The following is a 25,201-nucleotide window of genomic DNA, read 5'->3' as shown; positions in this document are numbered from 1 at the left end:
ACGCGTAGCAAATGGAGAACGCGAGAATGGCTTATGACGATAGTAAAGCGACCCCTCCCGAACGCAATGGGGATGAACAGGGAACATGGAAATCCGTGGGAGCTGTGTCTCAACAGTTGGCGGGCGACCTTGCGCGCCGGAAAGACGCAGCCAAGGCAATTCTGTGCTGCCTGATCGAGGATGACCGTGAAGCGTGGCTTGCAGCAAGCCCGACTCTGAGCCGCAAGCTGACAGAGCAGGAGCTTGCCTCTGTCGCATGGGCCGCCCTTCGCGCCATGCCGGGGGAGGCAGCCTTTGACACAGCCAAGAGCGCGCTGGAATGCGGCTGGGAGTTCCTGCCGCCTCTGGACCCAGAGGACAAGGCAGAGGTTCTGTCTACGGCCCGCATGTGGGCTGCCGGCGCATCGCAGAACGAACTCATGGCGGCGGCGGTTGTTGCTGTTGAGGGGATGGCCCCGCGGTCCAGGACGAGTTTCGCGGGCTGGCTCAAGAAAAAGGGGCTGGTATGATCGGCGCAACCTTCTGTTCCGGCATCGGCGCCCCTGAAATGGCCGCCCCGTGGGTGGACTGGCGCCTTGCATCGGAGATTGAACCGTTCCCCCGCGCCGTTCTGCAGGAGCGTTTCGGATACAAACTTCCGGAGGATCACAACCAGGGCGACCCGCTTCTGTGGGGCGACATGACCGAGATCACGCCGGACCTGCTGCGCGAGCGCGGCGTTCTGATGCCTGAACTGATCGTCGCCGGCACACCCTGCCAAGATTTTTCGGTCGCGGGCCTTCGTGCTGGTCTGGACGGCGACCGTGGAAACCTCACCCTAACATTCGTGGAGCTGCTGCATGCAATCGTCGATGCTCGACCTGATGGAAAACTCGCCGTCCTCTGGGAAAACGTCCCCGGCGTCCTCTCCGACAAAGGAAACGCCTTTGGGTGCTTCCTGGGAGGCCTTGTCGGCGCAGTGGATTCCCTCCTACCAAGCCCCCGGCCAAAGCGAGGAAAATCCAACGCTTTCTGGAAATGGCACAAGGGCGGCGAAATCGAAATCCTTGGAGACGATGGCGAGCCCACAGGAGAGTTCGAAACAGCGGAACCCCACCACCGATGCACATGGCCCGGTGAAGGTATGGTGCAGGGGCCAAGGGCACGGGCAGCATGGTCCGTTCTTGACGCCCAATGGTTCGGAGTGGCGCAGCGGCGCCGTCGCGTGTTCGTTGTCATCGATTTTGGAAACTGCGTCGATCCCGCAGCGGTACTACTTGAGCCAGACCGCCTGCGCGGGGATACTTCGCCGCGCCGAGAAGCGGGGCAAAGACCTGCCCCAACCCTTGCAGCGCGCACTAACGGCGGTGGTGGGCTCGGAACAGACTTCGACTGCGACGGGGGGTTGATCGCAGCGGAGGTTGCAAACTGCCTGCAAACCACGTGTGACGACTATAGCCGTGCCGACGGTTTCAACATGGTCACCCATTCCCTGCGCGGGGAGGGTTTTGACGCAAGCGAAGACGGTACTGGAAGGGGCACACCAATTGTGCCAGTTGCCTTCGACTGCAAGGGCACGGAGGTTCAGAACGATACCTCCGGCGTGATGCCTCCGCTGCGATCGATGGGGCACAACAACAGCCATCAGAACGCCGGCGGTCACGCTGCCGTGGCATTCGATACCACGCAGATTACCAGCGCAGCGAACTATTCAAACCCGCAGCCCGGAGAACCATGCCATCCCCTTGCAGCAGGGGCACATCCACCAGCGCTGGCCGATAGCTGGGCCGTGCGCCGCCTGACACCAGCCGAATGCCACCGGTTGCAGGGCTTTCCCGATGATCACTGCGCGATCACCTACCGCGGCAAACCCGCCGCTGACGGCCCCCAATACAAAGCGCTTGGCAACAGCATGGCGGTGCCTTGCGTCGGCTGGATCCTCGACCGGATCAAAATCTCCCACGAGCAGATGAGGACTGCAGCATGAACGCGAAGCTGCGCATCCTGAAGCACGCTGAGGCTATCTGTCTTGCCCGCTCGAAGAACGAGGAGCAGGTGCTTGTCAAAAAGCTGTTCTTTGCCCTGTGGAAGAAGCTGCCAGCCTTCGAGCGCCAGAACTTCCTCAGCAAGGTATCGAACTATCCGCACGACGTACCGGCCCCGGCGGACCGTTTCCCAGGCCTGAAAGACCCGGAACTGGAGGAAGCAGCCCGCTGGTGGTTCCACGTACTGCGGTCCCTCGAAGGCTCCGACAGTCACCAGTTTGGCAAGTCTTTCATGAGGCTGGTCAAGGAAGGCGACACGCCCAGCCGGAAACAGGCTGAGTACGCCAAGAGCCTGTACCGGGAATGGAGGGCGCTAGGGTCCGTCCTAGCCGGTGAGGACGTGCATTTGGACGTGCTGGAGGCTGCGGAATGATCTGACCCCATAGCTCAGCGATCCGGGCAACGGTCGGAAAGCTGAGAATGGCGAAACTCTTTTGGAGCAAACCGGACACCCGGGCACATCGCAAAGAAACCGCCACACCGTTGCCGCTTTTGACCGTTGGGCGAAACCAATGGGGAAGATCCGGGGAAGTGACCCGACCCTTGCCGAAGCGGCCCCGTCTGGCCCGGCAGAGAAGCGCGCCTACTAAATCCCACCAGCGGGTGAGAGCCGGGAGACGGCCTCGAAGGACTGGGGACCGCCACGGAGGCGGGCTGGGTGAAAAGCCCAGGGGGAAGGCGGATGGCCCACGTTACGGGCAGCGCGTGGATACGGATCGTCAGTGACGGGCTTTCTCTGGCCTCTAGCAGGCCTCTCCCGCCACAGGGAGACGTTTCAATAGCGGGGGGAAGGACGCGGGTCGCGGCCTAACAAGATAGTTTAACGATTAAACTAACAGCAAGGAGCAGACGAAATGAACGCACTTCAGAAGATCAGCGCGCAGCCCCTCGCGCAGTACAGCCCGGCAGAAGCGCGGGCGTTGGAAAACCTGTTCCGGGCGGGGTATCGCCGGGAGTTTGGCGGCCTGCGGAACCCGAAGGCAAAACTGCCAGCCTCCCCATTGGCAAACCCGGTCAAGATCAAGCCCGCAGTGGTGAAGGCGGCGGCCAGGACGGAACAAGTGATGGCGATGGCAGCTAAGCCGGTTTCGTCTTGGGATGTTATGGAAGCGACTGGCTGCACCAAGGCGCAGGCTCTGCGTTCTCTGCGCGACCTGTGCGAGCGCGGGCAGATCGTGAAGATCCGCGCTGCACGTGGCGGCTCGGACGGCGACAGCAGGCCAGCGCTTTTCATTTCGGCGGCTGCGCAGAGGGAGGCAGGGGAGTAATGGATAACCTCCGCGTTTACTTCGGCGGCCAGCGCCCGGCGGACGTTGCCGAGGAAATGTGCGATGCCATCAAGGCGGTGATCTACAGCTACGAGGATCGCGCACCTTTGGCTCTGGCTGTTGGCGTTCTGGAAATCGCCAAGGCTGAAATTCTCCTAGAGGCAGTCCCGGAGGCAGAGGAATGACACTACCGGCAGAGCAATGGTCCAAGCTGACCGAGAACCACAAGTGGGCGCTGCGCATCCTGCGTGACGCGCAGCCGCATGGCGTTGAGCCGAAGGATCCTAGGGCGATGAAGACGGCGATGCACGACCTGTGGCGGTTTGGTTTCGCCGACCGCAAGTTCCAAGACGGAATATCGATGCGGTATCAGATCACGTTCCTCGGCCTGCGGGCAGCCTCCGAGGTACTCGAAGGGGCCGACCAATGACCACCTACGCAATCAACACCACGCGGGGCAGGGGGTAGAGGGATGTGGTATCTAGGCATTACAACAACCAGGCACATCGCCCCATCGCCGGGTGCAGACAAGGAGCGCGGGGAGTTCGCCGTGGAACGCCAGCTTCGCGCCCTTGGCTTGGAAGCAGTCGCTCCTCGCAAGATCGAGTTCAAGCGGCAGGGCAAGAAGCGCCACGCAGAGCCGGTCACATCGGCCTACCTGCCAGGCTACATCTTCGCGGAGATCCCCGCGGCTATGTTCACCAAGGCCATCCAGTGCCGCGGCCTCAGCCCGTCGCTGATGGCCGTAAGCCCGCAGGAGGTGCGCCGGCATGTTCAGCCGTTCTTAAGCAAGGTGGAGCAGGAGAACGCAGAGGCTCAGCGCATCATCGACAGCCGGGACCGTGCGGCCATGTGCCAGTTCGAACCGGGAGCGGCGCTGGAGGTGCTGGCGGGTCCGTTTGCTGATCGGGTGGTGGAGTTCACAGGCATGGTGCAATCTGCCCACGACATGCACCCAATGATCGAGGCTCAGATGGAAATCCTGGGTCGGCTGACGCGCGTAAAAGTTGACCCTTTGGATGTGCGCGCAGCATCTTGATGCACCTGCAAGATGTGGTATAGTCACGGGTAAGGCCGCACCTGGATTGCTCCGGTCGTGCCCGACCACGCGCCCCCGGTTTCGGAACTGAGGAAAGGGCGCGTGCTACTGCATTTCTGGTGACGCGGTGGAGCAGATGGTAGCTCGCTAGGCTCATAACCTGGAGGTCGTCGGTTCGAGTCCGGCCCGCGCAACCAGGGCTGACAAGCGGGGAAAGACCCGCACAGCCGCTTTCTGGCGGTAGCGCTTGTCATCAGGCTGCTTAGGCGGGCCGGATTACTTGCAAGGAGTGCTACCTCCTGAGCGCGGCGGCATCAGGCGCTAAGGTTTCCGTCAGCAAATGTGAACCGTAACCCCCGCCGCCCGCTCTATTCCCCAGCACATCCCCGGCACCAGCACAGGAGCCTGAACTATGGGCACAGCAAGCTTTTCGGTTGGTAAGTATGGCCGCCGCATCAATTCAGGCGGTCTGTTTGCAACAGAGGTAAAGACCTCGGGCGCGTTTGCGACCAGCACGACTGCCGCGAACCTTGAGGACGGCATCGGGGATATCACCCTGGCAGCAGGTGACGTTCTCCAGATCCACGCAAGTGAGGCCATGCGCATCGCATTCGGCGGAACTGCGGCAACGGCATCAACAGGTCATTACATCCCGGAAGGCGCGCAGCGTGAGTTTGAATGCACCGACGCCGGGTTTGTCAGCATCATCGACGTGGCATAACCAGCCACGCCCGTAGACGAGAGAGGGCGGTATGGCAAAGCGGAAGCAAGCATTTCACCCAGATGAGGTGAAGCATAAAATCCAGGCAAGTCAGCTCATTAACCGATTGACGAAGCACGCACTTTCTGACGAGCCGATCATGGACGCGAGTCAGGTGACAGCGGCAACCAAACTGCTGAACAAAGTGCTGCCAGACCTAAAGGCGGTTGAGATGGATGCAACCCATGATGTGACCGACAGCTTGGCAGACCTGCTGGGGCTGGTGTCAGGTCAGAGCAGGCGCATTGGCTCTTGACGCGAAAGTGGTTGATCAGTTCTGCGACCCCTTGTGGCGGCTGAGCAACCTCTACTACATCACTGACAAGGACGGGCAGAGGGTCAAGTTCACACCGAACGATGCGCAGATGGCGTACCTGCAAGAGGCCAGCGCGGAGGATATCATCCTGAAGGCGCGCCAACTCGGGTTCACGACACTAATGTGCATCGTCAGCCTGGATGAGGCAATCTTTCTGAACGACCACAGGGCGGCAATCATCGCCCACACGCTGAACGATGCGAACGAGATCTTCGACAGCAAGATCAAGTATCCGTATGACAACCTGCCCGACCTGATCAAAGAGAGGCGCCCAGCCAGAAACGACCGCGCCGGCCTGTTGAGATTTGAGCACGGCTCTAGCGTTAGGGTAGCAACCTCGGCGCGTTCTGGCACCCTACAGCGTCTTCACGTTTCAGAGTTTGGCAAGATCTGCGCCAAGTACCCGCAGAAGGCGCGGGAGATTGTGACCGGGGCCTTCCCGGCGGTGGGTAAAAACCCCAAGACGATTGAAAGCACGGCAGAAGGTCAGGAAGGGTTCTTCTTCGAGTATGCTGACAAGGCGATGCGAGGGGAGGGGCCATTCAAGTTCCATTTCTTCCCCTGGTGGAAGGAAACGCTTTACACCTATGACCCGGCGGCGGTCCGGTTTCTGCCTGAACACAGGGCATACTTCGACAAGCTCAAGCATGAGCACGGCATTGACCTGACCGAGGGGCAGAAAGCTTGGTGGGTTAAGCAAGAGCAACTGCTCGGTGGCGACATGAAGCGGGAGAACCCGTCAACGCCGCAGGAGGCATTCGAGCAGGCAATCGAGGGGGCCTATTTTGCGGCGCAGCTCTCCCATGCGGACAAGTTCGGCAAGATCGGCAGGTTTCCGTATGACCCGAAATACCCGGTCAACACTTTCTGGGATTTGGGGCGGAACGATCTGAACACCATTTGGCTGCATCAGAGAGTCGGAGATCGTAACCGATTCATTGGCTACTACGAGAACAGCGGCGAACACATCAGTCACTATGCGCGCTGGCTCAAGGAGTGGGCGCAAGAGCGAGACGCATACTTCGGAGATCACTATTGGCCGCACGATGGAAAGCGCGAAGATCTGTTCCTGGAAAATGGACGCCTGGGAGAGGCTGAGCGTCACGGCCTGAAGCCCAAGATTGTCGGCCGGACGGCGACCAAGATGGATGCAATCGACGCGGCCCGTCAGGTGTTCGCGTCATGCGACTTTGACAAGACCGAATGCGCGACCGGAATCAAGCGCCTACGCCATTTCCGCAAAGAATGGGACGACGAGCGGGAGGTCTGGAAGGATCGACCCCGCCACGATGTGAGCAGCCACGGTGCGGATGGGTTTATGACCTTCGCCTGTGGGTACCAGTCCCCAGATCTCTATGACGACTGGGAAGAACACGACGACGCGGACTATGACCGCAATGGAACCACGGGGTACTGATGGAAGCTGAAGCAGATATCATGCTGGAAGAACAGGCCCCGGAGCAGGCGCAAGTGTCGCCTGAGGAGTTTGTTGCCTTCGCGGTCCAGTCCCAGAACCTCGCGGCGGAAATCAGCGAGGAGAAGTTGCGCGAGATCGCCCAGCAAGTTCTGCGGGATTATCACCTGGACAAGGACAGCATGTCCGAGTGGTTCCAGAAGATGGAGCGGGGCATCAAACTGGCGTCTCTGGTGAAGGAGGACAAAAGCTACCCGTTCAACGGGGCGGCAAACGTCAAATATCCCCTGGTGACCTCTGCGGCGCTGCAGTTCAACGCCCGCGCATACCCCGCCATTGTGCCGCCGGACCAGGTGGTGAAAGCCAAGGTCTGGGGCAATGATCAAGGCGGATTGAAAGCGGCGCGTGCGCTTCGCGTCTCCACATTCATGAGCTACCAGCTTTCCGGACCTATCGAGGAGTGGGAGGAGGAGACTGACAACCTGCTGGTGCAGCTTCCCATCGTCGGCACGATGGTGCGCAAGTGGTGGTATGACCCGGCGGCATCCCGCGCTCGCTGCCGCCTTGTCGATCCGGGCAAGTTCATCGTCAACGACAAGGTGAAGAACCTGAACGACGCTCCGCGCTGCTCTGAGGAGTTGCCGCTGTATCCGGTGGAGATTGAACAGCGCGTTCGCTCGGGAAGCTTTGTTGAGTTCGAGTTCACCGAAGACCCGGAGGATGCGCAAGGCCAGCAGGAGTTTGTTGAGCAGCACACCCGCTTGGATCTGGACAAGGACGGATACCCTGAGCCGTATGTGGTGACGGTCCATGTGGAAACGCAGACCGTTGTAAGGCTGGTGGCCGACTTTCGGGAAACAGACGTGCAGTTCACCACTGAGGAGCGCCCCGTTGAGGTGGCAGTGCCGGTGCAAGACCCCGTGACTGGCGAAACCGTCATTGCCACCGCCACGCAGGTTGAGGAATACGCAACCGGCATCCGCAGCATCAAGCGCGGCAGCTACTTTGTGGCCTTCAAGTTCCTGCCTTCTCTGGACGGCGGGTTCCACGGCACCGGCCTGGGACTTCTCCTGGGCGACATTTCGGAGACGATCAACAGCATCATCAACATGCTTCTCGACGCTGGTCACTATGCGTCCCTCGGTGGCGGGTTCATCGGCGCAGAATTCCGCATGAAGGGCGGCGCGCAGCGTCACCGGCCCGGCGAGTGGAAGATGGTGCAGAGCAGCGGTCAGGCGGTGCGGGAGAGCATCGTGCCTATGACCTTCCCGGGACCGGATGCGACCCTGTTCCAGATGTTGGGAATGATGATCGACGCGGGCCGCGAGCTGGCAAGCGTCCAGGATGTGATGACCGGAGAGGCGCCGCGGCAAAACCAGACGGCAACCACCACGATTGCTCTCATTGAGCAGGGCATGATGGTGTTCACCGCGGCCTATAAGCGGATCTTTCGGGCGCTCAAGTCGGAATACTCGCTGCTGGCCGGGGTTAATGCGGAAACAATCACGCCGGAGGAATACAACGCCTTCCTTGATGAGGAACGGCCAGCGGATCCGGCGGAAGATTTCAACCTGTCGGACATGAACATCCAGCCGGTGGCAGACCCTCGCAGCGTTACGAAGATGCAGCAGGCAGCCAAGGCGCAGATGCTGTTCGAGTGGGCGCAGGCCGGGATTGTCGATCAGGGCGAGGCACTGTCCCGCATGTCCGAGGCCATGGATATCGAGGACGTGGAGTCCCTGATGCCGCAGCCTGACCCGATGCAGCAGCAGATGGGAATGATGCAGATGCAGGCCGCGCAGGCGGACCTGGCGCTGAAAATGGCCGATGTGGAACTGAAGCTGGCGCAGGTGGAAGAAACCCGCAGCCAGGTGATCGAGAACATCACGAGAGCAGAGAACGACACAACGCGCGTCCAGCTTGAAGCGAAGAGAAACCGGATGGACGCTCTGTTTAAGACACTGGAGGAAGACCGTGCGCGACTTGAAACAGCTATCCGAGGATTTGGAAGCCTGGAAAGGGCATCCGGTAACGGAGTTGCTGCAGGAGGCAATGCGCCGGGTATGCAAGCGCCGCCGTTCGGCGATGGTGGAGGCCTACCTGTCGGGCCAGCCATGGGACGAGGCGGACCGCAAGGCTTTGCTCTTGGTTGAGCAATGGGCGGAGGATTTCTTTGAAAGCTCCGCAGAAGACGTGAAAGAAGTCATGGAGAGCGAAGATGACAAACCCAAGCGGGATTATTCCCGTTGAATACAACGTCGTGGTGAAGCCCAAGGCGGTTGAGGCAAAAACGAGCGGCGGGCTGTATCTGCCCGACGACACCAAGGAGCGCGAGCATTTCGGCCAGATGGAGGGCGACCTGATCGCCGTATCCCCGGCAGCGTTCACCTACAATTACGAGGGTTGGCCGGCGCACTCGGAGAAGCCGAAAGCGGGCGACCGCGTGGTCTTCTCGAAGTACCAGGCGACCGAGATCAAGGGCGCTGACGGCGAGAAATACTGGCTGATGAAGGACAAGGCGATTGCGGGGGTGCTAGCATGACCGACGACCTGCAGAACGCCCCCGAGGCCGAAGACCTTGACGCCGTTGCCCCGGAGAATCTGGACGCTGTCGGCGAGCAGGAGCAACCCGCCCCGCCTGCGCCGCAATGGTCCGACGAGGACGCCGAGGAGGCCCGCCTGTTCGGCTGGAAAAGCCCGGATGAATGGCAGGGTGACAAGCCCGCTGGCTACATCGACAACCCGGAGGAATTTCTTGATCGCGTGAAGCGGTCGCGGATCTTCTCCACCATGAGCGAAAAACTGGAAACGCAGGAGCGCGAAGCCCGCGAGACTGCCCGCCGCATGGAGGCGATGAACACCGCCGCCCTGGAGCGCCAGAAAGCCCAGTTTGACGCGGACATGGACCGGATTACCAAGCAGCAGCGGCAGGCAGCCGCCGATGCGGACCCGGATCGCTTTGACGAGCTGGAGAACCAGCGGCAAGCGCTGATGAAGCAGCAGCCGCAAGAGCCGGTGCAGACGCCGCAGGTTGACCCCTTTGTCGAGAACTACCGGGCATCTGAGCAAGGCGCCTGGCTGAACAACCCGGTTCTGTTCAACACCGGGCGCGAACTGATCAACGCGCGCCCGGATATCATGCTGCAGCCGCCGCAGAAGCAGGTCGAATTCGCCGAGGCGGAACTGCGCAAGATGTACCCAGCCTATTTCCCCCAGCCGGACAACCCCAAGCCGAAGCCCAAGCCTCGACAAGCGGTTGACCCTGGCGGCCTTGGCGGCGGTGGCGCGGTTGCATCCGGGGCCTTCACCAAACTCCCGGCAGACGCGAAAGCCCAGTTCAAGCGCTTTGTGGAGCAGGGGGTGTTCAAAAACACGAAAGAAGATCAAGAGGAATTCGCCAATGACTTCAATGCAGCGTGAGCAAGGCCGCCAAAAGGAAGACCGCAGCCCGAAGCGCGAAGGCGAGCGCCGCCGCCGCAAATCGGCCGGCCAAACGCTCGGGAAGCTGGGAGTGAATCCCGATCTCCTTGACCACAGCAAATACGCCTATCGCTGGATCAACGACGAGCAGAACGGGCGCATTGTTCTCAAGACCAAACACGACGACTGGGATCTTGTCCCGGAGGACGGTCAGAAAGAAGACAACACCGACCTCGGCGGCAAAGTGTCGATCATCGTGGGCGCACACAAGGACGGCTCGCCCAAGCGGGCCTACCTCGCGCGCAAACTGAAGACGTTCTACGACGAAGACCGGGCCGAAGCACAAGCGGCTCTTGATAAGCAACTCGCCGAGCTGCGCCGCGGGCGCAACCGCGATGGCAGCTCACAAGCTGATTACGTCCCGAACGAAGGCATTTCGATGACCTGACGGGGCGTCCTTCAAGGAACCCATCAAAATGGCAAATGCAGATACTCCCTACGGCCTTCGCGCCGTAGGGCATCCTCGCGGTCTGTCTGGTGCCCGGGTGCGTGCTTATCACGTCCCGGCAAGCTATGGCACGGCCCTTTTCCCTGGTGACCCGGTTGTGAAGACCGGCACCGCAAACACCGCAGCGGTTTCCGCCCCGGGCGCAGGTGATTTCCCCATCGGAACCCTGGCCGAGGTGAACAAGGCAACCGCAGGCGACGGCAACGCCATCACTGGCGTGATTGTCGCTGTGGCAGCAGACCCCGATGCCCTGGGGCGCCGGTACATCCCGGCCTCCACTGGCGGCGTGGTTTTCGTCAATGACGACCCGCAGACCGAGTTCGAGATCCAGGCAGACGGCGCCATTGCCGCTGCTCAGGTCGGACTGAATGCGGTGCTGATCTACACCAATGCGGGCGACACCAACACCGGCCAGTCCGGGGCAGAACTGGACACCACGTCCGATGTTCCCGCCGCGGATGCGTCGAACCAGCTCACCATTCTCCGCGTGATCAACCGCGCCGACAATGAAGCTGGCTCTGCGTTCACCAAGTGCCTGGTCCGCATCAACAACCACACCGAGGCGCACGGCGCCATCGGCATCTAAGGAGGGCTAGACATGGCTGTTACCACCACTGGTTCGCATCCCAAGGCCCTTTGGCCGGGTGTGAAAAAGTTCTTCGGCAAGACCTACGATGAAAAGCCGATGGTCTGCGATATGGTCTTTGACGAGTACACCTCGAACAAGGCCTACGAAGAATACGTTGAGGAAACCGGCTACGGGCTGGCACCGCAGAAGGCAGAGACAGACAGTGTCTCATACGACACCGACGCGCAGGGCTACACCTCGCGGCTGCAGAACGTCACCTATGGCCTGGGCGCGAAGATCTCCAAGGAGGCGATTTCCGACAACCAGTACGAATCGGTTGCAATGCGGAAATCCGGAAAGCTGGCGCGCTCCATGCGCCAGACCAAAGAGAACGTGTTCGCCAATATCCTGAACCGCGGCTTCAACTCGTCCTATCTTGGCGGCGACGGCAAGGAGCTTCTGGCAACGGACCACCCGACGCTGAGCGGCAGCCAGTCGAACGAACTGGCTATTGCAGCGGACCTGTCCGAGGCGGCTCTGGAGGATATGCTGACGCAGATCCGCCAGGCCAAGGATAGCCGCGGCCTCCGTATGCAGCTCCAGGGCATGAAGCTGATTGCAGCACCGGAGAACGAGTTTGAAGCAACTCGCATCCTGTCCTCGACCAACCAGTCCGGGACTGCAAACAACGACATCAACGCCATGAAAGAGTTGGGCATGCTGCCGGGCGGCGTTGTGATTTGGGACTACCTGACCGATCCGGACGCGTGGTTCATCAAAACCGATTGCCCAGAGGGTCTGATCCGCCAGCAGCGCTGGAAGCTGGAAATGACCCAGGACAACGACTTCGACACCACCAACGCCTGCATGAAGGCCACCGAGCGCTACGCCGCTGGCTGGGGTGACTGGCGCGGCGTGTTCGGTTCGCCCGGGGCATAACCTGAGCGGGGCGGCTCCGGCTGCCCCCTCTGCATGAAAGGAGCAGACTATGCCTGCAACCAACTTTCCCAACGGCATCCGCGGCCCGATCCTGAACGCCTCCGAGGCGCAGGAGGCGGCAATCGTGGATTTGACCGACAACAGCGGGGGCACCGCAGCGGACACCATCGCTGCTATCGGCGCCACCTACAGCCAGACCGAGGTGCAAAACGCCATCGCGTCTCTGGCGGCGAAGGTCAACGAACTGAACGCGGCGCTGCAAGCCGCGCAGATCACAGCAAGCTGACCCAACACCGGCGGCCCTAACCGGGGCCGCTGGCAGCAACAGGGGGTGCATCCATGGTTTCCCGTCCCGTCACAAGTCTGCGCAACAACTTCGATCTGCTTCAAGGGGATTACTACCGTGATGGCGAACCCATCGCCCCCGCAGCCGTCACAGTTGTCAGAACAGCCGCAGACCTAGCGGGGGATCTGGACAGCAGCACCCTGTATCTGATTGACGGCGTGATCGACATGGGTAGCCAGTCCATCACCGTTCCCGCGGGCGGCTTGACGTTGAGAGGCCAGGATTTCGGCGTCTCCGGGCTTATCTCAACCGCGGCGGGGTATACAATGTTTGTAACCCCTGGCGGTGGGCATTCCGGCACCCTTCTGATGCGCGATATGTATGTGACCACTTCCGGCGCAGGGTCTCAGGTGTTCAACCTCGACAATCAGGGCAACGGCGGTGCGGTCGAGTGTACCGACTTCAACTTTGTCTCCTGCACCAGCATCGGCACCCTTACAGCATACCGCCAAGGGCTGTGGTCCAACTTTGCCACTATCGCCTGCACAGACGGGTTGACGATGGACGGAACATGGTCTGGCGGCTTTGCCATTCTGACGGCCATCATTGTTGCGGCTGGGGCGCCGTTCACCGGAACGCTGCTAAAGGCTGGTGGTTCGTTGATAGTTAACGGCTCGATCCGCTCTGACCTCAACGCCCTGCAGCTTGATGCCTCGGGAGAAATTTCCGACTTCGCACCGGCAAACATCGCAAATGACGCGGAGTTTAGAATGACAGGTGTGCGCTGCAACCCGGCAGCGACTCCGTTTCCAAACATGCCAGCGACAAGCGTAAAGGCGCGGTATTCGAACTGCGTTGGGTTCCGAAACACCTACGTTGGCTCGCAGTGGTCTATCACTGCAGAAGCCGCAACGACTATCGGCGCGGCGAATACGCCGGTCAAGATGGCTGGGACAACCACTTATGCGGATCAGAACTGGTTCGACAACACGACAGACAACGCCATGCGCTACATCGGGTCGGACCAGATTGGAGTAGAGATACATGGGGAGCTTTCGTTCACAGGAACGAACGGCAACCAGATCAACGTCATCCTGCGGCACTGGGTTGAGAGTTCTTCCAGCTACGTAGACCTGGCAGAAACCGGCCCTTTCACGATGAACGCGGCAGGCAGAGCAGAAAACATCGGTCTGCACGCCTTTTCCGATTTCGACCAAAACGACCGGCTGGAGGTGTGGGTGGAAAATCAGACCACGGCCAACAATGTCACGGCAAAGCTTGGCGGCATTGTGTCAATCAATGAGCGCCCAAGCTGATGCGCAGCGGGCCTGATCATTTCACGCTAGGCGCCTGGAAGTGCGTGTGTGACCGCTGCGGGTTCGACTTCAAGAACAATCAACTCCGCAAAGAGTGGACTGGGTTCCGAGTGTGCAGCGGCCCCGGGACAAATGACTGCTGGGAGCCGCGTCATCCGCAGGACCATGTGAAAGGCAAGCGGGACCGGCAGGCCCCGCCATGGGTGCGCCCTGACAGTGATGGCACGGACGTGTCGCCCGGCTCGGGCAATGAAGTATCCCCGGAGGACCTCTGATGGCTGTGACTGGCACCAAAACAGTGCGGGACATAGTGACCGCCGCGCTGCGCAAGGCGCGCGTTATCGGTCCCGGTGACACACCTGCCGCGGAGGATTCGGATCTTGCCATGGATGAGCTGAACCTGATGCTCAAGGAGTGGCAGAACGAACCGGCGAGCGTGTGGACAAAGGCCGCCGGGACCTTGGCGTTAACCACGGCAGCATCCTACGCCCTGTCCCCGGTTCGGCCTCTGGAAATCGAGAGCGCTAGGTTTAAGCGCAACGGCATCGAGACGCCCATGATCGAAATGACGCGGGAGGAATACGACGCCCTGCCGCAGAAAACGACCACTGGCACACCGACTCAATTCTACTATGACCGGCAGCGCGAGAATGCTCTCTTTTATGTCTGGCCGGTTTTGTCGGCGGCGGCAGGGGAAACCATCGAATTTACCTATCAGCGCGAACTGGAGGATATCGCATCGCTAAATGATGTGGTGGATATCCCAGGGGAGATGTGGCTGACGGCTGTTTACGGCCTGGCGGCCCAGATCACGGAAACCCTTGGCCTCAACAACCCGACCTTGATTGCACGGGCACAGATGCTTCACGACAAGGCATTTGCCTTTGACCGGGAAGGCTCTGTGTTCTTCGCTGGGGAGGGCGCGGAGTAGTGCCTCTGGTCCCTTTCGCACGGCAGAGCAAAGACGCCCCGGGGTACAGCGGTGAGCGGCTGAAAAACCTGTCTCTGCGCCCGTCTGACGGATATTCGCAAGGCGTTCTGATTGGCAGGTCAGGCCTTCTTTCCCAGCACAACCTTGGCAGCGCTGTGCGGGCCATGGAGACGCTGGCCGGGGTGCTGTACGCAGTGGCTGGCGGCACGGTCTACAAGATCAGCGGGGGCACAGCCACGAGCGTTGGCACGGTTCTGGATGATGAGCAGACCCAAGTGGCAGCCAGCAGCACGGAATTGGCGATTGTCGCGGGCGGCAAATACTACATCTGCGATGGCACAGCGACCACGGAATACAGCACGGGTGCCGTGACGTCGCCTAAGGGTGTTGCCTTCATGGATGGCTACTTTCTGGTGATCGGAACATCCGGCGGGCGGGACGATGCTCTGACGGTGAGCGGTTTGGATGACGGAACAACCTTCGGTGCCCTGGACTTCGCCTTCGCTGAGAACGCGCCGGATGCCCTGGTGGCGATCATCGAGGACCATAACGAGATCTGGCTGTTCGGCAGTAAAACCACTGAAATATGGTACAACAGCGGCGCTGCGGCCTTCCCGTTCCAGCGGAACGCCGGCGCCCTGATCGAGCGCGGCGCCACGGCGGGAACAGCAGCCAAAGAGGACAACGCGGTGTTCTGGATTGGCGAGGATCTGCGCGCCTATCGGTCCTCCGGCACATCGCCCCAAGTGATCAGCACACGGGAAGTGGAGGAAGTCCTGTCTGAGGCCGCGCTGGGGCGTGCATTCATTGCCGATGACCGGGGGCATAAGTTCTTCGTAGTTCGCCTGACTGGCCGCCCGGCACTGGCCTACGATCTGACGACGGGTTTGTGGTGCGAGTTCTCAACCGGCCTAGGAGAGGCAGAGTTTGACGGGGCTTGCTCGGTTCGCAACGGCGGAACCTTCTATGTCGGCACCGTGTCCGGGCATGTCGCCACGATGGACCCGGACACCTATCAAGATCTTGGCGGATACCTTGAGGCGGAGGCCATTTCCGTGCCGCTGGTGGAGGCGGATTTTATCACGATCAGCCGACTGCACTTGAACATCGCCGCGGGCGACGTGAACAGCCAGGGGCAAGTGATGCTGCAGGTGAGCAAAGACGGGCGCACTTGGGGGCTGGAGCGGTGGCGGCCCATGGGCGCGCTTGGCGAGTTCTTCCGCAGGGTGGTTTGGCACGGCCTGGGGGCGTCCCGGAGGTTTCAGTTCCGCATCCGCATCACGGATGCGGTGCAGCGCGACATCTACGGGGTGAAGTATAACTGATGGCTGATCTTCCGAGTTTCCGCCCGCGCGGCCTGATTGGCCGGGTTAATCGTGACGGTGGAGTGTCACCAGATCAGGGGTTTCTGCAGTGGCTTGACCTAGTGCTGCGCCGGACGAACGCGCAGGAAAACCAAAGGCCGCCCACCGGAACACTTATCTGCACCCTGGCGAGTGCGGAGCCTGACGATGGGGAGTGGAAGCTGTGCGACGGGCAGTCCCTCAGCGTCTCTGACTATCCCGATCTGTTTGCGGTCATCGGCTACACCTTTGGAGGCGCGGGAGCGTCGTTTTCTCTGCCGAATGCGCAAGATCTGATCATGATGGGCGCTGGCGGCGCCGCTTCCCTGATGGGTACGGCGGGCGCTCTGACCCAAACGCTTACGACTGCGAACATGCCGGCACACTCGCACGGGATCACCGATCCGGGGCACACCCACACATTCACCGGCACGCCGCACAATCATACGGTTACCGATCCGGGGCACGACCACACGGTTACAGACCCAGGCCATACGCACAGCGTTGATGAGGCAGCAGGGGCGGCGGATGCGGCGACAGGCGCAGATGTTACATCAGCCACCGGGGGCGGCACCTCAGGCAGCGCTACAACGGGCGTGACGGTGGACAGCGCCTCTACTGGCGTGACGGTCGGTAACGCAACAGCGGGCGGCACGAACTCCACAGCAACCACCGGGATCACTGTCAATAGCGCAGGCTCGGGCAACGCTTTCAGCATTCTGCCGCCGGTTTTGGGCGTCAATTGGCTGATCAAGACGTGAGGCGAAAATGACTTATACACTCCACGAGCCAGCACGGCCATGTTACACGCATGAGCAGACGGAAGAACCATCGTTTGGTGTCGGGGCTAGCGCCCCGGAACAGACGATGAATGACCGCTTCCGGGTTTGGTTCCGGGGCAACGAGGATGCCTGCGCACTGGCTGAGCAGCTTTGGACAGCGTTGCAGCAGTGGGACGATCTTCACGATGAGCCGGACCATGGCGAGTTCAGCCGTGAACTCCTGCCATTCCTCACCTTCGGCATCGAGTACCAGCCGTTTTACTTCGAACACTCACACATCCTGCGCCCGCAGTTCCTGAACCTGTATCTGCAGTGGACCGCGGCGAACGTTCTGGACCGCGGCGACCCCAGCGACGTGTGCAAGGCGTATGTCCTGCGCGCCGGTTACTACGGGTTCCTCCACGTCATCACCTGGATCATTGGCGGCGACACCTGGGCGCAAACATGCGGCCCGGAAATCTGGCGCAGCTACGGCGAAACCCCGAAAGAGCTTTGGGAGGAATTCAATTGCCCGGACCAGTAGCAGCACTCGCAGGCGGTTCAATTCTTGGCGGGGTAGCTAGCGCCTCCAGCGCGTCTAAAGCGGCCAAGGCGCAGACCGCCGCCGCAGACCAAGCGAACCAAACCCAGCGGTATATCTTTGACCGCAGTGTGGAGCTGACCGAGCCGCAGCGACAGCAGGGCCTGAATGCGCTTTCTGCGCTGTCTTATGAACTTGGCCTAGCGGAGCGACCTGAGAGCAGAGACTACCAGATTGCGGAGGTGTTCACGCCAGGCACCCCGGCGCGGCCTGGGAATGCAATTCAGCCGAACCATGATGGGCTGTATTTCAACCCGTACACCAAAAGCTGGAGCCGAGACCGACCTCCTGCGCTTGGTGGTATCGCAGCAACCCCAGACAAAACCACCTACATGGTGGGAGACCGATCCTTTGACAGCCGGGGGTCGGCTCAAGACTGGATCGATGAGAACAGAGGGTTTGATTACCGGGGATTCCAAGAGACGCCGGGCTATCAGTTCAACTTGGACCAAGGCAACAAGGCAATTGAGCGCATGGCCGCGGCTCGGGGTCTTCGACTGTCGGGTGGCACGCTTAAGGCTGGCGCAGACTACGCCACTGGCCTCGCTTCGCAGGAATATGGCAACTACCTGAACCGCCTCGCTGGCATGGCTGGTGTCGGGCAGACTGCAACTCAGCAGCAGATCGGGGCAGGTCAGAACTATGCCGGCGCAGTCGGTCAAAACGCCTTGGTGGCAGGCAATGCGCGGGCCAGCGGTTACATGAACCAGGCCAACGCCCTAAACAGCACGATTGGCGACATTGCCGGAATTTACACACTGGGCAACATGGGGGTGTTTAGCTGATGGGACCGAACGTTCTTGGCAGCGTGACGCGGGCAGTCGGCACCGGCAATGCGCTGGCGCAGTTCAACCGCAACCGGCGTCTGGACGATGTGTACCAGCAGCACGGGGCCGGGATCGCGCAGGGCAATCCGGATGCGATCAACGCCCTCGCCGCGCTGGACCCCATGGCTGCGCTGAACGTGCAGAACACCCGGCAGACAATGGATCTGCGGCAGCAGTCGGCAGACCGGCAGGCGCAGCAGTTCGATCTGGAAATGCAGCGCTATGCTGCTAGCCTGGATTCAGCAGAGGCAGCGGCGCAGGCCGAACAGATCAAGAAAGGCGTGTTCGCCGCGTCTGGTGCCCAAACCCCGGAGGAATGGGACGCAATCGTTACCCAGTTCGGGCAGCCAGACTTGGTGGGGCAGTTCGGGCAGAAAGATCCTCTGCTGCGGCAGTTCATGACTGCCGCACAGATCCTAGAGCAGCAAGCGCCACCGAAGCCGCTTTCTGGCGCTGGCAAGGTTCAGGCGGATATTAACGCCGGTCTGCTTCCTGAAGGAACGCCGCTCACCGCAAGCGGAACCACAGTCAACGTCGATACTGGCGGCGGGTCCAAACTCTACGAGACGCTGGACAAGAAGCAGGGGGAAATGTTTGCAGCCCTGATCGAACAAGGGACGCAGGTCCCGCAGAATATCGCCATGGTCGATGAAATGGAGCGCATTCTGGCGGACCAGAACACCCCGGAAGGCATCGCTGCGGCGCTTCAATACACCGCCGGCCAATTCGGCATCCCCTCGGAGGGCCTTGACTCTCTGCAAGCTGCACAGGCCATTATCAACCGGCTGGTGCCTGCGCAGCGCCAACCGGGGTCTGGACCTATGTCCGACGCAGATCTTGCACTGTTCAAACAGTCCCTCCCCCAACTCATCAATACCCGTCAGGGCAACCTGATAATCGCGCGAACCCTGCGCGGGCTTGCGCAGTACCAGCAAGGGCAAGCAGCCATTGCCGCAGCAGTGGCGAACCGTGAAATCACCCCTGCAGAGGCCCGGAAGGCGCTTTCGGAGTTGGAGAACCCGCTTCAAGCATTCAAGAAAATGGCGGCGGACGGAAAGACAACAGTGGGCGGTGGCATAGACGCTGAAACTCAATCCCTTATTGATAAATGGGCGGGCGACTGATGGCTGAAGACCTCGACCGCGCCGTCAAGGCGTTCAAGAACGCAGTTGCCGCGGGTGATGATGCTGCGGCAACTCAGATCGCCAAGGCCATCAAGGGGATGCAGGCTGGTTTGCCGGAGCGGGAGGAGATTTCCCACACGGGCGGCCTTTCCGGCCACGCCACCCAAGGAGCACTTTTTGGCTTTGGGGATGAGTACCTTGCGGGCCTCTCAGCGGTTCTGGGCGTTCAGCCTGACGGGCAAGGCGGTGCAAACTGGTTCGACTACTCTAAGCCGATTGGGGAGCGTTACGACACTGCTCTTGGTGAGATCCGGCGTGAGATTGGAGAATACCAGGAGGAAAACCCCGGCAAGGCGCTGACGGCACAGATTGCGGGCGGGGTCGCAACCGCCGGGGCAACAGCAGCGGGCGCTGGCCTGAAGGCTGCTGCAACACCGCTTGGCCGTGTTGCGCAGGTCGCAGGAGGCGGGGCTGCAGCGGGCGCGGTCGAAGGATTCGGCTCTGGTGAGGGTGGCCCGAAAAACCGCGCGGTGAATGCAGCAATTGGCGCGGGCGTCGGTGCGGTTTTTGCCCCCTTGGTCGGCATTGGCCTGTCGAAAGTTGCAAAATTCGCGCAGGACAAGGGCGGTAGGGCGCTTAGGGCAGTTTTCACAAACCGCAGCCTGTATAATTCCCGCACTGGGGAGCTGACCGACGCGGGGCGGAAGCGGCTGCAACAACTCGGGTTTGACGCAAACGAGCTTTCCTCCGAAATGCAGTCTGCATTCGGCGTTGCCGCAGAAAAGGCGGCGCAAAGCGGATCAGACGACGCTGCGACCGTGGCGCGGCTGGCGCGGGCTGAGCGGTTCGGTGTGCCTTTGTCCCAAGGGCAGGCCACCGGAAACGTGATCGACATTGCGCAGGAGGAAGCGTTCCGTGCGGGCGCCAGAGGGCAAAGGGCGCTGGACGTAATGGGCGGCTTTGACCGGGTGCAGAGGGCGGCAGTTGAAGAAGCACGCGAGGGTGTTGGGCAGCGCGTGGGCGCGAATGCGATTGACCGGGTAGATGCAGCAGATGCTGTGATCTCAGGCGTCCGAAAAGAGGCAGAAACCGCGCGTCAGGCTGGCAGAGCTGCCTATCAGGTGCTGGAGGACGCTGGGGCTGCGGTGAGCGGTGAGGCGGTGGAAGGTCTGCGCGGCAACATCCAGAACCGCGTCAGAATGGCGGGCTTCCAAGTCGGGGCGGACACCCCGAATGCAAGCGCCGCTTTGGGGCTGCTGGACAGCATGCTGGGGCAGCCCGGCGGCGCTGTGCCGTTCACGAGCATAGAGCGGGCGCGTCAGTCTCTTGTCCGCATGAACCAAGCCGCAAAGAGCGGCAACATTGGTGCGGATCAGATCGCAATGTCCGAGGTGGTCAGCGCCTTTGATGATTGGGTTGATGACACGATCACCACTTCCCTTATTCAGGGTGAAGGAGCAGCGCTGCCTCTTGCCAAGGAAGCGCGCGCGCTGTGGGGCAAGTACAAGCAAACCTTCCTCAGCCGGAAGGGCGCGGACAACTTCATCCGCAAGATTGTGGAAGACGACCTTTCTCCGGATCAGGTCGCAGGTTGGCTATATGGCGCTGCGACCACCCCCGGCGGCGGCCAAACCTCTCTGGTGGCCCGCAGGGTGCGGGACATTCTAGGCCCCGACAGCGCCGAATGGCAGTCTGTGAAGCGAGCAGCATGGGACCACATCACCAAGGCCCCGGAAGGCAAGGATTTCGGCCCTCAGCGCGTGGCGAACAATCTCAGCGAATTCCTGAACGGCAAAGGCAAAGCCCTGGCGCGCGAAATGTTCTCCCCGCGAGAGCTGCAGCAGATTGGGGAGTTCCGCGACTTGCTGAAAACCCTCGTCCCACCCCAGAAAGCTACCAATCCGAGCGGTAGCGGCTACGAGATCCAGCGTGGATTTATGCAGCTTCTTGGCGCGATGGCGGGCTCTGCTGGCGGGCCTCTGGGTGCAGTTGCGGGGCGCGAAGCCGTCTCGCAGGGAACGGACTTCACCGCGGGCATGGCGGCAAAGGCAGCGGCGCGGGGTATCGTGCGCCAGCCAGCCTCAGTATCAACTGCGGTCGGCGCTGGGGTTGCCTCGGGCGCAGCGGCTCAAAGCGCGACGGTCCGCTAGTTGCCAGGGCGATCAGCGTAACCGTCGATCAAGGTTTGGGTTGGGGGTCGGATGCTAAGGTCCGTGTCAGGGTGAAACCCGGCCCCGAAGCCAAGGCCGGCCATGATCAGGCCAAACCCGTAAAGACCTGCAGGGATTCCAGTCAGCAACGCAAGCCCTGTTTTGCCACGCCCCCATAGGGCGAAAGAAAGCCGGAACAGGTAGATCACTGCTGCCGCCATAAGTATTCCGCTGGCAATAATTTCAGGGGTGAGGGTCTGGTTCATCCCTAAGATGTAAGCACCCCAGCTCAAATATCCAAGCATAATTCAGGAGGCCCCATGCTTCCCAAGCTCCAAACCGCGAACATCGCGGGCAATGCGCTTGCGCAAATGGTTCAAGCCCGGCGGCTTCAGAATGCCTTGGCGGAACAGCCGCGCGGGTCGCAAACGCACCAATACAACGCCCTTGCAGCGTTTGGCGGGCCGACCCGCGCAGCGGCTTCGGCAGCGGATGGCGGGTTGGCGTCAGGCATCGTCAGCACCGCACATTCACTGGGTATTGACCCGTTGGACCTCGCAACAGCCATTTCCTACGAGACCGCCGGCACGTTTGACCCGGCCAAGGAGGGCCCGACAACCCAGTGGGGTCAGCACCGGGGCTTGATCCAGTTCGGGGAGCCGCAGGCGGAGCGGTACGGCGTTGATTGGGGGGACCCGGTGAACACCCAGCTCGGCGAGAATGGTGCAGTTGCGAAATACTTGCGCGACACAGGCGTGCGCCCTGGGATGGGCCTGCTGGATATCTACAGCGCGATCAACGCGGGCGGCGTGGGGCGCTACGGCGCTTCAGATGCGAACAACGGCGGCGCCCCTGGCACCGTGCGCGACAAAGTAGAGGGACAAATGGCGGACCATCGGCGCAACGCCCTTCGCCTTCTCAGCACTTTGAACTCCTGACATCAAAACGAGGTAGGCAATGCCCATTCTGAGCGGTGAAGCCCTTTCATTCCGTGCAGTGGACAGCAATGGTGATCCGGTATCCGGCGCCCTCCTGAAGCTGTATATCGCCGGAACAACGACCCAGGCAACGGCATACACCGATGCAGGGCTGACCACGGCGCACCCGTGGCCTCTGGTCGCAAACGCAGCCGGTATCTTCGACACGATCTACGCCGCGGATGGCGGGTATAAGGTGGACATTCAAGATCCGGATGGGGCGAGCCTCCCGGGGTTCCCGCAAGAGGTTGTCACCTCGCAGTCGGCAGCGGCGGTCTCCACTTTCAACACCCGTGCGGAGGCGGAGGCGGCAATTGTGCTGGCTGTTGTGTTCAAGATCGCCCTGATCAACAACGGCAGGGTTCTGGAATACTACCGTGACGCCTCAGGAACCGCGCTCACTACCGGAGACGGGGCCACATGGTCACCAGCGGGCCGGGCCTATGTGACCCACTGGGCGGCGAACACTACGCCTGGCACCACGGACATTGGCGCTGGTGTTGCGGCGGCGGTGAACTGGGCCAAGGCCAATGGGCGCATCGTCTTTGTCCCCGAGGGGCGCCACTATTGCGGCACCACCACTATCGACTGCGGTCTGGCAGTTGGCTCTACGGTTAAGTGGGGCTTCGAGGGCGAGGACCGGGCGGCGTCCATCCTGATCACCGGCATTGATGATCACAGCCGCGACTTTATTCAGGTCAAATCCCCGAACTCTGCAGAGCGCTGCGGTGGAACACCATCTATTGGCAACTTCCGCATTGAAAGGAACAGCAGCGGCGACCGGCAGCCTATTTTCCTGCACACCTACGGTGTGAGCAACGCCCGACTGCTGCCAATGTCGTTTGCCGGGTCGAACAACAGCCACGCCCGGCATGAAGTCCTGTACAATTACCGGATCAACGACATTCAGAGCTACTTTGGCGGGCGGCACTATCTATACAAGGCAACGGACGGTATTGAGTTCGATATCACCAGCGGCACCACCACTCTCACCTCCACCAGTGCAGTGTTCGCCGCAGGTGATGTTGGTAAAACCATCCGCCTGACCCGCGACGACGGCACCGGGGAGAAGTTCGTGATTGCGTCCTTCACTTCGACCACCGAGGTTGAGGTGACGGCGAACGCTGATTACACCTTCGACAGCGGCACCCAGACGGTTGTTGGCACCTTCGAACATGCCCGTTGCGCCATGACGGCCAGCAGCGCCACGCTAACCGCCAATGCTTCGGTGTTCAGCGCTGAGGACGTGGGCCTATATGTTTACGTGGAGGGCGCAGGAGCAAGCGGCAAGGTGCTGGCCTCGCAGATCTCTGCCTATGTCTCCGCAACAGAGGTGACGCTGGCGGACAATGCGTCCACGACCGTATCGGACGCGGTGTTCTATACCCCGTGCATCGATATCGCCTCGAACCCGGATTACTCCGGCATCAGCGCGTCCAGGCCCGAAACCAATGACCTGGTGATCGAGCGCCTGCATGTGGAGAACTATGCGGGGGTTGGCCTGGGCGTGAACATCGCCACGGACTTCATCATCCTTGACAGCAAGATCCACGCGGAGGCTCAGCCGGTTGATGAGCGGTCCTCGCTCTACTCCATCGCCGGGGCAGACTGGAAGGGCAGCTTCACCGGAATTCTGGCGGCGGACACCGTGGGCCGGGGCGGCAAGTGCCTCTGGATGGATCAGAATGGTGTGCTGAACCTGCCCTATACCCGTCAGTACCTGTCCAGCGGGGAGCCGCTTTGCACGCTCGGCAATTTCCAGTCGGGGGGCTTTGTCTACTATGGCCGCACCGATCTGATTGGCGACATTTCGCAGGGAACGTTCGACGGCGTTCTGGACGGCCTCAGCACCACAGACAGGCGCGTGTTTGTTGATGTTCTGACCGCGACCGACATAGCCCCGACTGAGATGCCGGCGCAGACCGTCGCGGGCAATTTCAAGGGGTGGACGGAAGGCGGCACCGGGACAGTCACCCTGGCGGGAACCACGACGGACGGGGATTACTCCTACAGTTCGCAAGCGCTGGACTGGACCCGGTTCGGCGATGTGGTGTTTTTCCAGATCCGCATTGTCGTCAGCGCCATCAACACTGCTGCTACCGGCAACATGGTGATCAAGGGGCTGCCCTATGTGGCGGCGTCAGCGACACAGGGAGGCGCATACCTGAGCAACTGGCGGTGGGATCTGACCACCACAGGGGCGCACCCAACAGGGCATATCAATGCCGGTGAGACGCAGATCCGCCTGCTTGAGTGCGTGGATAACACTGCGCCTGCGGCCATGGTGCCCGGCGGCGTGCTGGCAAACACGTCCATGACGGTTTCCGGCCATTACAAGATCAAACTGACGTAACACCAAGCCAAAGAGGAAAACATGGCTGAAGCAATTCTCACGGAAGACGACTACATCGCCAAGGCACAGGCGGCTCTGGGCGACCTCAAGTCCTCGCTGCACCAGATTGAGCAGATCAACATGAAGGCGGGCCGGGTTCGCGCGGCAAACGCTGTCATGGGCATCAGGGGGCGGACGATGGAACTTCATGCCGACGCTCTGGAAGTGCTCTACACGCATTATCCCGAGGGTTACGGCGATGAGGTGGGAACCCGCGGCGGCGGTGGCCGGTAACAT

General features: G+C 61.1%; 29 protein-coding genes and 1 tRNA gene. 29 read left to right on the top strand and 1 reads right to left on the bottom strand.

The window, feature by feature from the left end; genetic code table 11:
- Window positions 1–26 precede the first annotated feature (26 nt).
- The 26 genes from N6L27_RS03560 to N6L27_RS03435 all read left to right on the top strand — a co-directional run bounded on the left by N6L27_RS03560 (window position 27) and on the right by N6L27_RS03435 (window position 21,595).
- Entirely contained in the window at window positions 27–509 is a 483-nt protein-coding gene (locus tag N6L27_RS03560; protein ID WP_271905700.1) for a hypothetical protein, read from the top strand.
- The gene (locus N6L27_RS03555) at window positions 506–1,966 is read left to right on the top strand and encodes a DNA cytosine methyltransferase (protein ID WP_271905699.1); all 1,461 of its coding nucleotides are present in this window, start codon (window positions 506–508) and stop codon (window positions 1,964–1,966) included. Before N6L27_RS03560 ends, N6L27_RS03555 begins: the two co-directional genes overlap by 4 nt.
- Window positions 1,963–2,397, top strand: a complete 435-nt coding sequence (locus tag N6L27_RS03550; protein WP_271905698.1) for a hypothetical protein — start codon at window positions 1,963–1,965, stop codon at window positions 2,395–2,397. The genes N6L27_RS03555 and N6L27_RS03550 overlap by 4 nt, the downstream gene beginning before the upstream one ends.
- Before the next feature lie 481 nt (window positions 2,398–2,878).
- Window positions 2,879–3,292, top strand: coding sequence for a hypothetical protein (locus N6L27_RS03545; RefSeq protein WP_271905697.1), 414 nt, complete (start codon window positions 2,879–2,881; stop codon window positions 3,290–3,292).
- Window positions 3,292–3,477, top strand: a complete 186-nt coding sequence (locus N6L27_RS03540) for a hypothetical protein (RefSeq protein WP_271905696.1) — start codon at window positions 3,292–3,294, stop codon at window positions 3,475–3,477. Before N6L27_RS03545 ends, N6L27_RS03540 begins: the two co-directional genes overlap by 1 nt.
- On the top strand, window positions 3,474–3,722 hold the full coding sequence (locus tag N6L27_RS03535; RefSeq protein ID WP_271905695.1) for a hypothetical protein: 249 nt from the start codon (window positions 3,474–3,476) through the stop codon (window positions 3,720–3,722). The genes N6L27_RS03540 and N6L27_RS03535 overlap by 4 nt, the downstream gene beginning before the upstream one ends.
- A 120-nt stretch (window positions 3,723–3,842) precedes the next feature.
- Entirely contained in the window at window positions 3,843–4,331 is a 489-nt protein-coding gene (gene nusG / locus N6L27_RS03530; protein ID WP_271905694.1) for a transcription termination/antitermination protein NusG, read from the top strand.
- 120 nt (window positions 4,332–4,451) lie between these two features.
- Window positions 4,452–4,528 (top strand) — tRNA-Met (locus N6L27_RS03525).
- Window positions 4,529–4,743: 215 nt separating this feature from the next.
- Window positions 4,744–5,052, top strand: a complete 309-nt coding sequence (locus N6L27_RS03520; protein ID WP_271905693.1) for a hypothetical protein — start codon at window positions 4,744–4,746, stop codon at window positions 5,050–5,052.
- Window positions 5,053–5,191: 139 nt separating this feature from the next.
- Window positions 5,192–5,347 carry a hypothetical protein gene (locus N6L27_RS03515; protein ID WP_271905692.1) on the top strand — a complete coding sequence of 52 codons (156 nt, stop codon included), beginning with the start codon at window positions 5,192–5,194 and terminating at the stop codon, window positions 5,345–5,347.
- A gap of 7 nt (window positions 5,348–5,354) precedes the next feature.
- Window positions 5,355–6,824 carry a hypothetical protein gene (locus N6L27_RS03510; protein ID WP_271905691.1) on the top strand — a complete coding sequence of 490 codons (1,470 nt, stop codon included), beginning with the start codon at window positions 5,355–5,357 and terminating at the stop codon, window positions 6,822–6,824.
- Window positions 6,824–8,974: a hypothetical protein gene (locus N6L27_RS03505; protein WP_271905690.1), complete on the top strand. Its 2,151-nt coding sequence runs from the start codon at window positions 6,824–6,826 to the stop codon at window positions 8,972–8,974. The genes N6L27_RS03510 and N6L27_RS03505 overlap by 1 nt, the downstream gene beginning before the upstream one ends.
- A gap of 65 nt (window positions 8,975–9,039) precedes the next feature.
- Window positions 9,040–9,363, top strand: a complete 324-nt coding sequence (locus tag N6L27_RS03500) for a GroES family chaperonin (protein ID WP_271905689.1) — start codon at window positions 9,040–9,042, stop codon at window positions 9,361–9,363.
- The gene (locus N6L27_RS03495) at window positions 9,360–10,241 is read left to right on the top strand and encodes a hypothetical protein (RefSeq protein ID WP_271905688.1); all 882 of its coding nucleotides are present in this window, start codon (window positions 9,360–9,362) and stop codon (window positions 10,239–10,241) included. Before N6L27_RS03500 ends, N6L27_RS03495 begins: the two co-directional genes overlap by 4 nt.
- Window positions 10,222–10,689: a hypothetical protein gene (locus N6L27_RS03490; protein WP_271905687.1), complete on the top strand. Its 468-nt coding sequence runs from the start codon at window positions 10,222–10,224 to the stop codon at window positions 10,687–10,689. The genes N6L27_RS03495 and N6L27_RS03490 overlap by 20 nt, the downstream gene beginning before the upstream one ends.
- 28 nt (window positions 10,690–10,717) lie before the next feature.
- Window positions 10,718–11,335 carry a hypothetical protein gene (locus N6L27_RS03485; RefSeq protein WP_271905686.1) on the top strand — a complete coding sequence of 206 codons (618 nt, stop codon included), beginning with the start codon at window positions 10,718–10,720 and terminating at the stop codon, window positions 11,333–11,335.
- Window positions 11,336–11,347: 12 nt separating this feature from the next.
- A complete protein-coding gene (locus N6L27_RS03480; RefSeq protein WP_271905685.1) occupies window positions 11,348–12,256 on the top strand; it encodes a phage major capsid protein in 909 nt (302 codons plus the stop codon).
- 49 nt (window positions 12,257–12,305) lie between these two features.
- Complete coding sequence (locus N6L27_RS03475; RefSeq protein WP_271905684.1) at window positions 12,306–12,542, top strand: hypothetical protein; 237 nt, start codon at window positions 12,306–12,308, stop codon at window positions 12,540–12,542.
- A 53-nt stretch (window positions 12,543–12,595) separates the two neighbouring features.
- Window positions 12,596–13,858, top strand: coding sequence for a hypothetical protein (locus N6L27_RS03470; RefSeq protein WP_271905683.1), 1,263 nt, complete (start codon window positions 12,596–12,598; stop codon window positions 13,856–13,858).
- Between the two features lie 274 nt (window positions 13,859–14,132).
- Complete coding sequence (locus N6L27_RS03465) at window positions 14,133–14,789, top strand: hypothetical protein (RefSeq protein ID WP_271905682.1); 657 nt, start codon at window positions 14,133–14,135, stop codon at window positions 14,787–14,789.
- 164 nt (window positions 14,790–14,953) lie between these two features.
- The gene (locus N6L27_RS03460) at window positions 14,954–16,114 is read left to right on the top strand and encodes a packaged DNA stabilization protein (protein ID WP_271905681.1); all 1,161 of its coding nucleotides are present in this window, start codon (window positions 14,954–14,956) and stop codon (window positions 16,112–16,114) included.
- Window positions 16,114–16,893, top strand: coding sequence for a phage tail protein (locus N6L27_RS03455; RefSeq protein WP_271905680.1), 780 nt, complete (start codon window positions 16,114–16,116; stop codon window positions 16,891–16,893). Before N6L27_RS03460 ends, N6L27_RS03455 begins: the two co-directional genes overlap by 1 nt.
- A 106-nt stretch (window positions 16,894–16,999) precedes the next feature.
- A complete protein-coding gene (locus N6L27_RS03450; protein WP_271905679.1) occupies window positions 17,000–17,437 on the top strand; it encodes a hypothetical protein in 438 nt (145 codons plus the stop codon).
- Window positions 17,422–18,279, top strand: coding sequence for a hypothetical protein (locus N6L27_RS03445; RefSeq protein ID WP_271905678.1), 858 nt, complete (start codon window positions 17,422–17,424; stop codon window positions 18,277–18,279). The genes N6L27_RS03450 and N6L27_RS03445 overlap by 16 nt, the downstream gene beginning before the upstream one ends.
- 164 nt (window positions 18,280–18,443) lie before the next feature.
- Entirely contained in the window at window positions 18,444–19,445 is a 1,002-nt protein-coding gene (locus N6L27_RS03440) for a hypothetical protein (protein WP_271905677.1), read from the top strand.
- Window positions 19,445–21,595 (top strand): hypothetical protein, encoded by a 2,151-nt coding sequence (locus N6L27_RS03435; protein WP_271905676.1) that lies wholly within the window; start codon window positions 19,445–19,447, stop codon window positions 21,593–21,595. Before N6L27_RS03440 ends, N6L27_RS03435 begins: the two co-directional genes overlap by 1 nt.
- On the opposite strand, the gene N6L27_RS03430 is transcribed toward N6L27_RS03435, so the two are convergent.
- Window positions 21,592–21,861, bottom strand: coding sequence for a hypothetical protein (locus N6L27_RS03430; protein ID WP_271905675.1), 270 nt, complete (start codon window positions 21,859–21,861; stop codon window positions 21,592–21,594). The genes N6L27_RS03435 and N6L27_RS03430 overlap by 4 nt on opposite strands.
- 54 nt (window positions 21,862–21,915) lie before the next feature.
- On the opposite strand from N6L27_RS03430, the gene N6L27_RS03425 reads away from it, so the two are divergent.
- The 3 genes from N6L27_RS03425 to N6L27_RS03415 are packed head-to-tail and all read left to right on the top strand — an operon-like array spanning window position 21,916 to window position 25,198.
- Window positions 21,916–22,533, top strand: a complete 618-nt coding sequence (locus N6L27_RS03425; protein ID WP_271905674.1) for a hypothetical protein — start codon at window positions 21,916–21,918, stop codon at window positions 22,531–22,533.
- Window positions 22,534–22,552: 19 nt separating this feature from the next.
- Complete coding sequence (locus N6L27_RS03420) at window positions 22,553–24,925, top strand: hypothetical protein (RefSeq protein ID WP_271905673.1); 2,373 nt, start codon at window positions 22,553–22,555, stop codon at window positions 24,923–24,925.
- A 21-nt stretch (window positions 24,926–24,946) separates the two neighbouring features.
- Entirely contained in the window at window positions 24,947–25,198 is a 252-nt protein-coding gene (locus tag N6L27_RS03415) for a hypothetical protein (RefSeq protein WP_271905672.1), read from the top strand.
- Window positions 25,199–25,201: the final 3 nt, after the last annotated feature.

This window comes from Leisingera sp. SS27 (assembly GCF_028368855.1).
GTDB lineage: Bacteria > Pseudomonadota > Alphaproteobacteria > Rhodobacterales > Rhodobacteraceae > Leisingera.
This window is presented reverse-complemented; position numbering and strand designations above follow the sequence as displayed.

Bases quoted from the DNA above. Each gene is read 5' to 3' on its own strand.
- N6L27_RS03560 (WP_271905700.1), top strand. From the start codon at position 27: ATGGCTTATGACGATAGTAAAGCGACCCCTCCCGAACGCAATGGGGAT.
- N6L27_RS03555 (WP_271905699.1), top strand. From the start codon at position 506: ATGATCGGCGCAACCTTCTGTTCCGGCATCGGCGCCCCTGAAATGGCC.
- N6L27_RS03550 (WP_271905698.1), top strand. From the start codon at position 1,963: ATGAACGCGAAGCTGCGCATCCTGAAGCACGCTGAGGCTATCTGTCTT.
- N6L27_RS03545 (WP_271905697.1), top strand. From the start codon at position 2,879: ATGAACGCACTTCAGAAGATCAGCGCGCAGCCCCTCGCGCAGTACAGC.
- N6L27_RS03540 (WP_271905696.1), top strand. From the start codon at position 3,292: ATGGATAACCTCCGCGTTTACTTCGGCGGCCAGCGCCCGGCGGACGTT.
- N6L27_RS03535 (WP_271905695.1), top strand. From the start codon at position 3,474: ATGACACTACCGGCAGAGCAATGGTCCAAGCTGACCGAGAACCACAAG.
- N6L27_RS03520 (WP_271905693.1), top strand. From the start codon at position 4,744: ATGGGCACAGCAAGCTTTTCGGTTGGTAAGTATGGCCGCCGCATCAAT.
- N6L27_RS03515 (WP_271905692.1), top strand. From the start codon at position 5,192: ATGGACGCGAGTCAGGTGACAGCGGCAACCAAACTGCTGAACAAAGTG.
- N6L27_RS03505 (WP_271905690.1), top strand. From the start codon at position 6,824: ATGGAAGCTGAAGCAGATATCATGCTGGAAGAACAGGCCCCGGAGCAG.
- N6L27_RS03500 (WP_271905689.1), top strand. From the start codon at position 9,040: ATGACAAACCCAAGCGGGATTATTCCCGTTGAATACAACGTCGTGGTG.
- N6L27_RS03495 (WP_271905688.1), top strand. From the start codon at position 9,360: ATGACCGACGACCTGCAGAACGCCCCCGAGGCCGAAGACCTTGACGCC.
- N6L27_RS03490 (WP_271905687.1), top strand. From the start codon at position 10,222: ATGACTTCAATGCAGCGTGAGCAAGGCCGCCAAAAGGAAGACCGCAGC.
- N6L27_RS03485 (WP_271905686.1), top strand. From the start codon at position 10,718: ATGGCAAATGCAGATACTCCCTACGGCCTTCGCGCCGTAGGGCATCCT.
- N6L27_RS03480 (WP_271905685.1), top strand. From the start codon at position 11,348: ATGGCTGTTACCACCACTGGTTCGCATCCCAAGGCCCTTTGGCCGGGT.
- N6L27_RS03475 (WP_271905684.1), top strand. From the start codon at position 12,306: ATGCCTGCAACCAACTTTCCCAACGGCATCCGCGGCCCGATCCTGAAC.
- N6L27_RS03470 (WP_271905683.1), top strand. From the start codon at position 12,596: ATGGTTTCCCGTCCCGTCACAAGTCTGCGCAACAACTTCGATCTGCTT.
- N6L27_RS03465 (WP_271905682.1), top strand. From the start codon at position 14,133: ATGGCTGTGACTGGCACCAAAACAGTGCGGGACATAGTGACCGCCGCG.
- N6L27_RS03460 (WP_271905681.1), top strand. From the start codon at position 14,954: ATGGAGACGCTGGCCGGGGTGCTGTACGCAGTGGCTGGCGGCACGGTC.
- N6L27_RS03455 (WP_271905680.1), top strand. From the start codon at position 16,114: ATGGCTGATCTTCCGAGTTTCCGCCCGCGCGGCCTGATTGGCCGGGTT.
- N6L27_RS03450 (WP_271905679.1), top strand. From the start codon at position 17,000: ATGAATGACCGCTTCCGGGTTTGGTTCCGGGGCAACGAGGATGCCTGC.
- N6L27_RS03440 (WP_271905677.1), top strand. From the start codon at position 18,444: ATGGCTGCGCTGAACGTGCAGAACACCCGGCAGACAATGGATCTGCGG.
- N6L27_RS03435 (WP_271905676.1), top strand. From the start codon at position 19,445: ATGGCTGAAGACCTCGACCGCGCCGTCAAGGCGTTCAAGAACGCAGTT.
- N6L27_RS03430 (WP_271905675.1), bottom strand. From the start codon at position 21,861: ATGAACCAGACCCTCACCCCTGAAATTATTGCCAGCGGAATACTTATG.
- N6L27_RS03425 (WP_271905674.1), top strand. From the start codon at position 21,916: ATGCTTCCCAAGCTCCAAACCGCGAACATCGCGGGCAATGCGCTTGCG.
- N6L27_RS03420 (WP_271905673.1), top strand. From the start codon at position 22,553: ATGCCCATTCTGAGCGGTGAAGCCCTTTCATTCCGTGCAGTGGACAGC.
- N6L27_RS03415 (WP_271905672.1), top strand. From the start codon at position 24,947: ATGGCTGAAGCAATTCTCACGGAAGACGACTACATCGCCAAGGCACAG.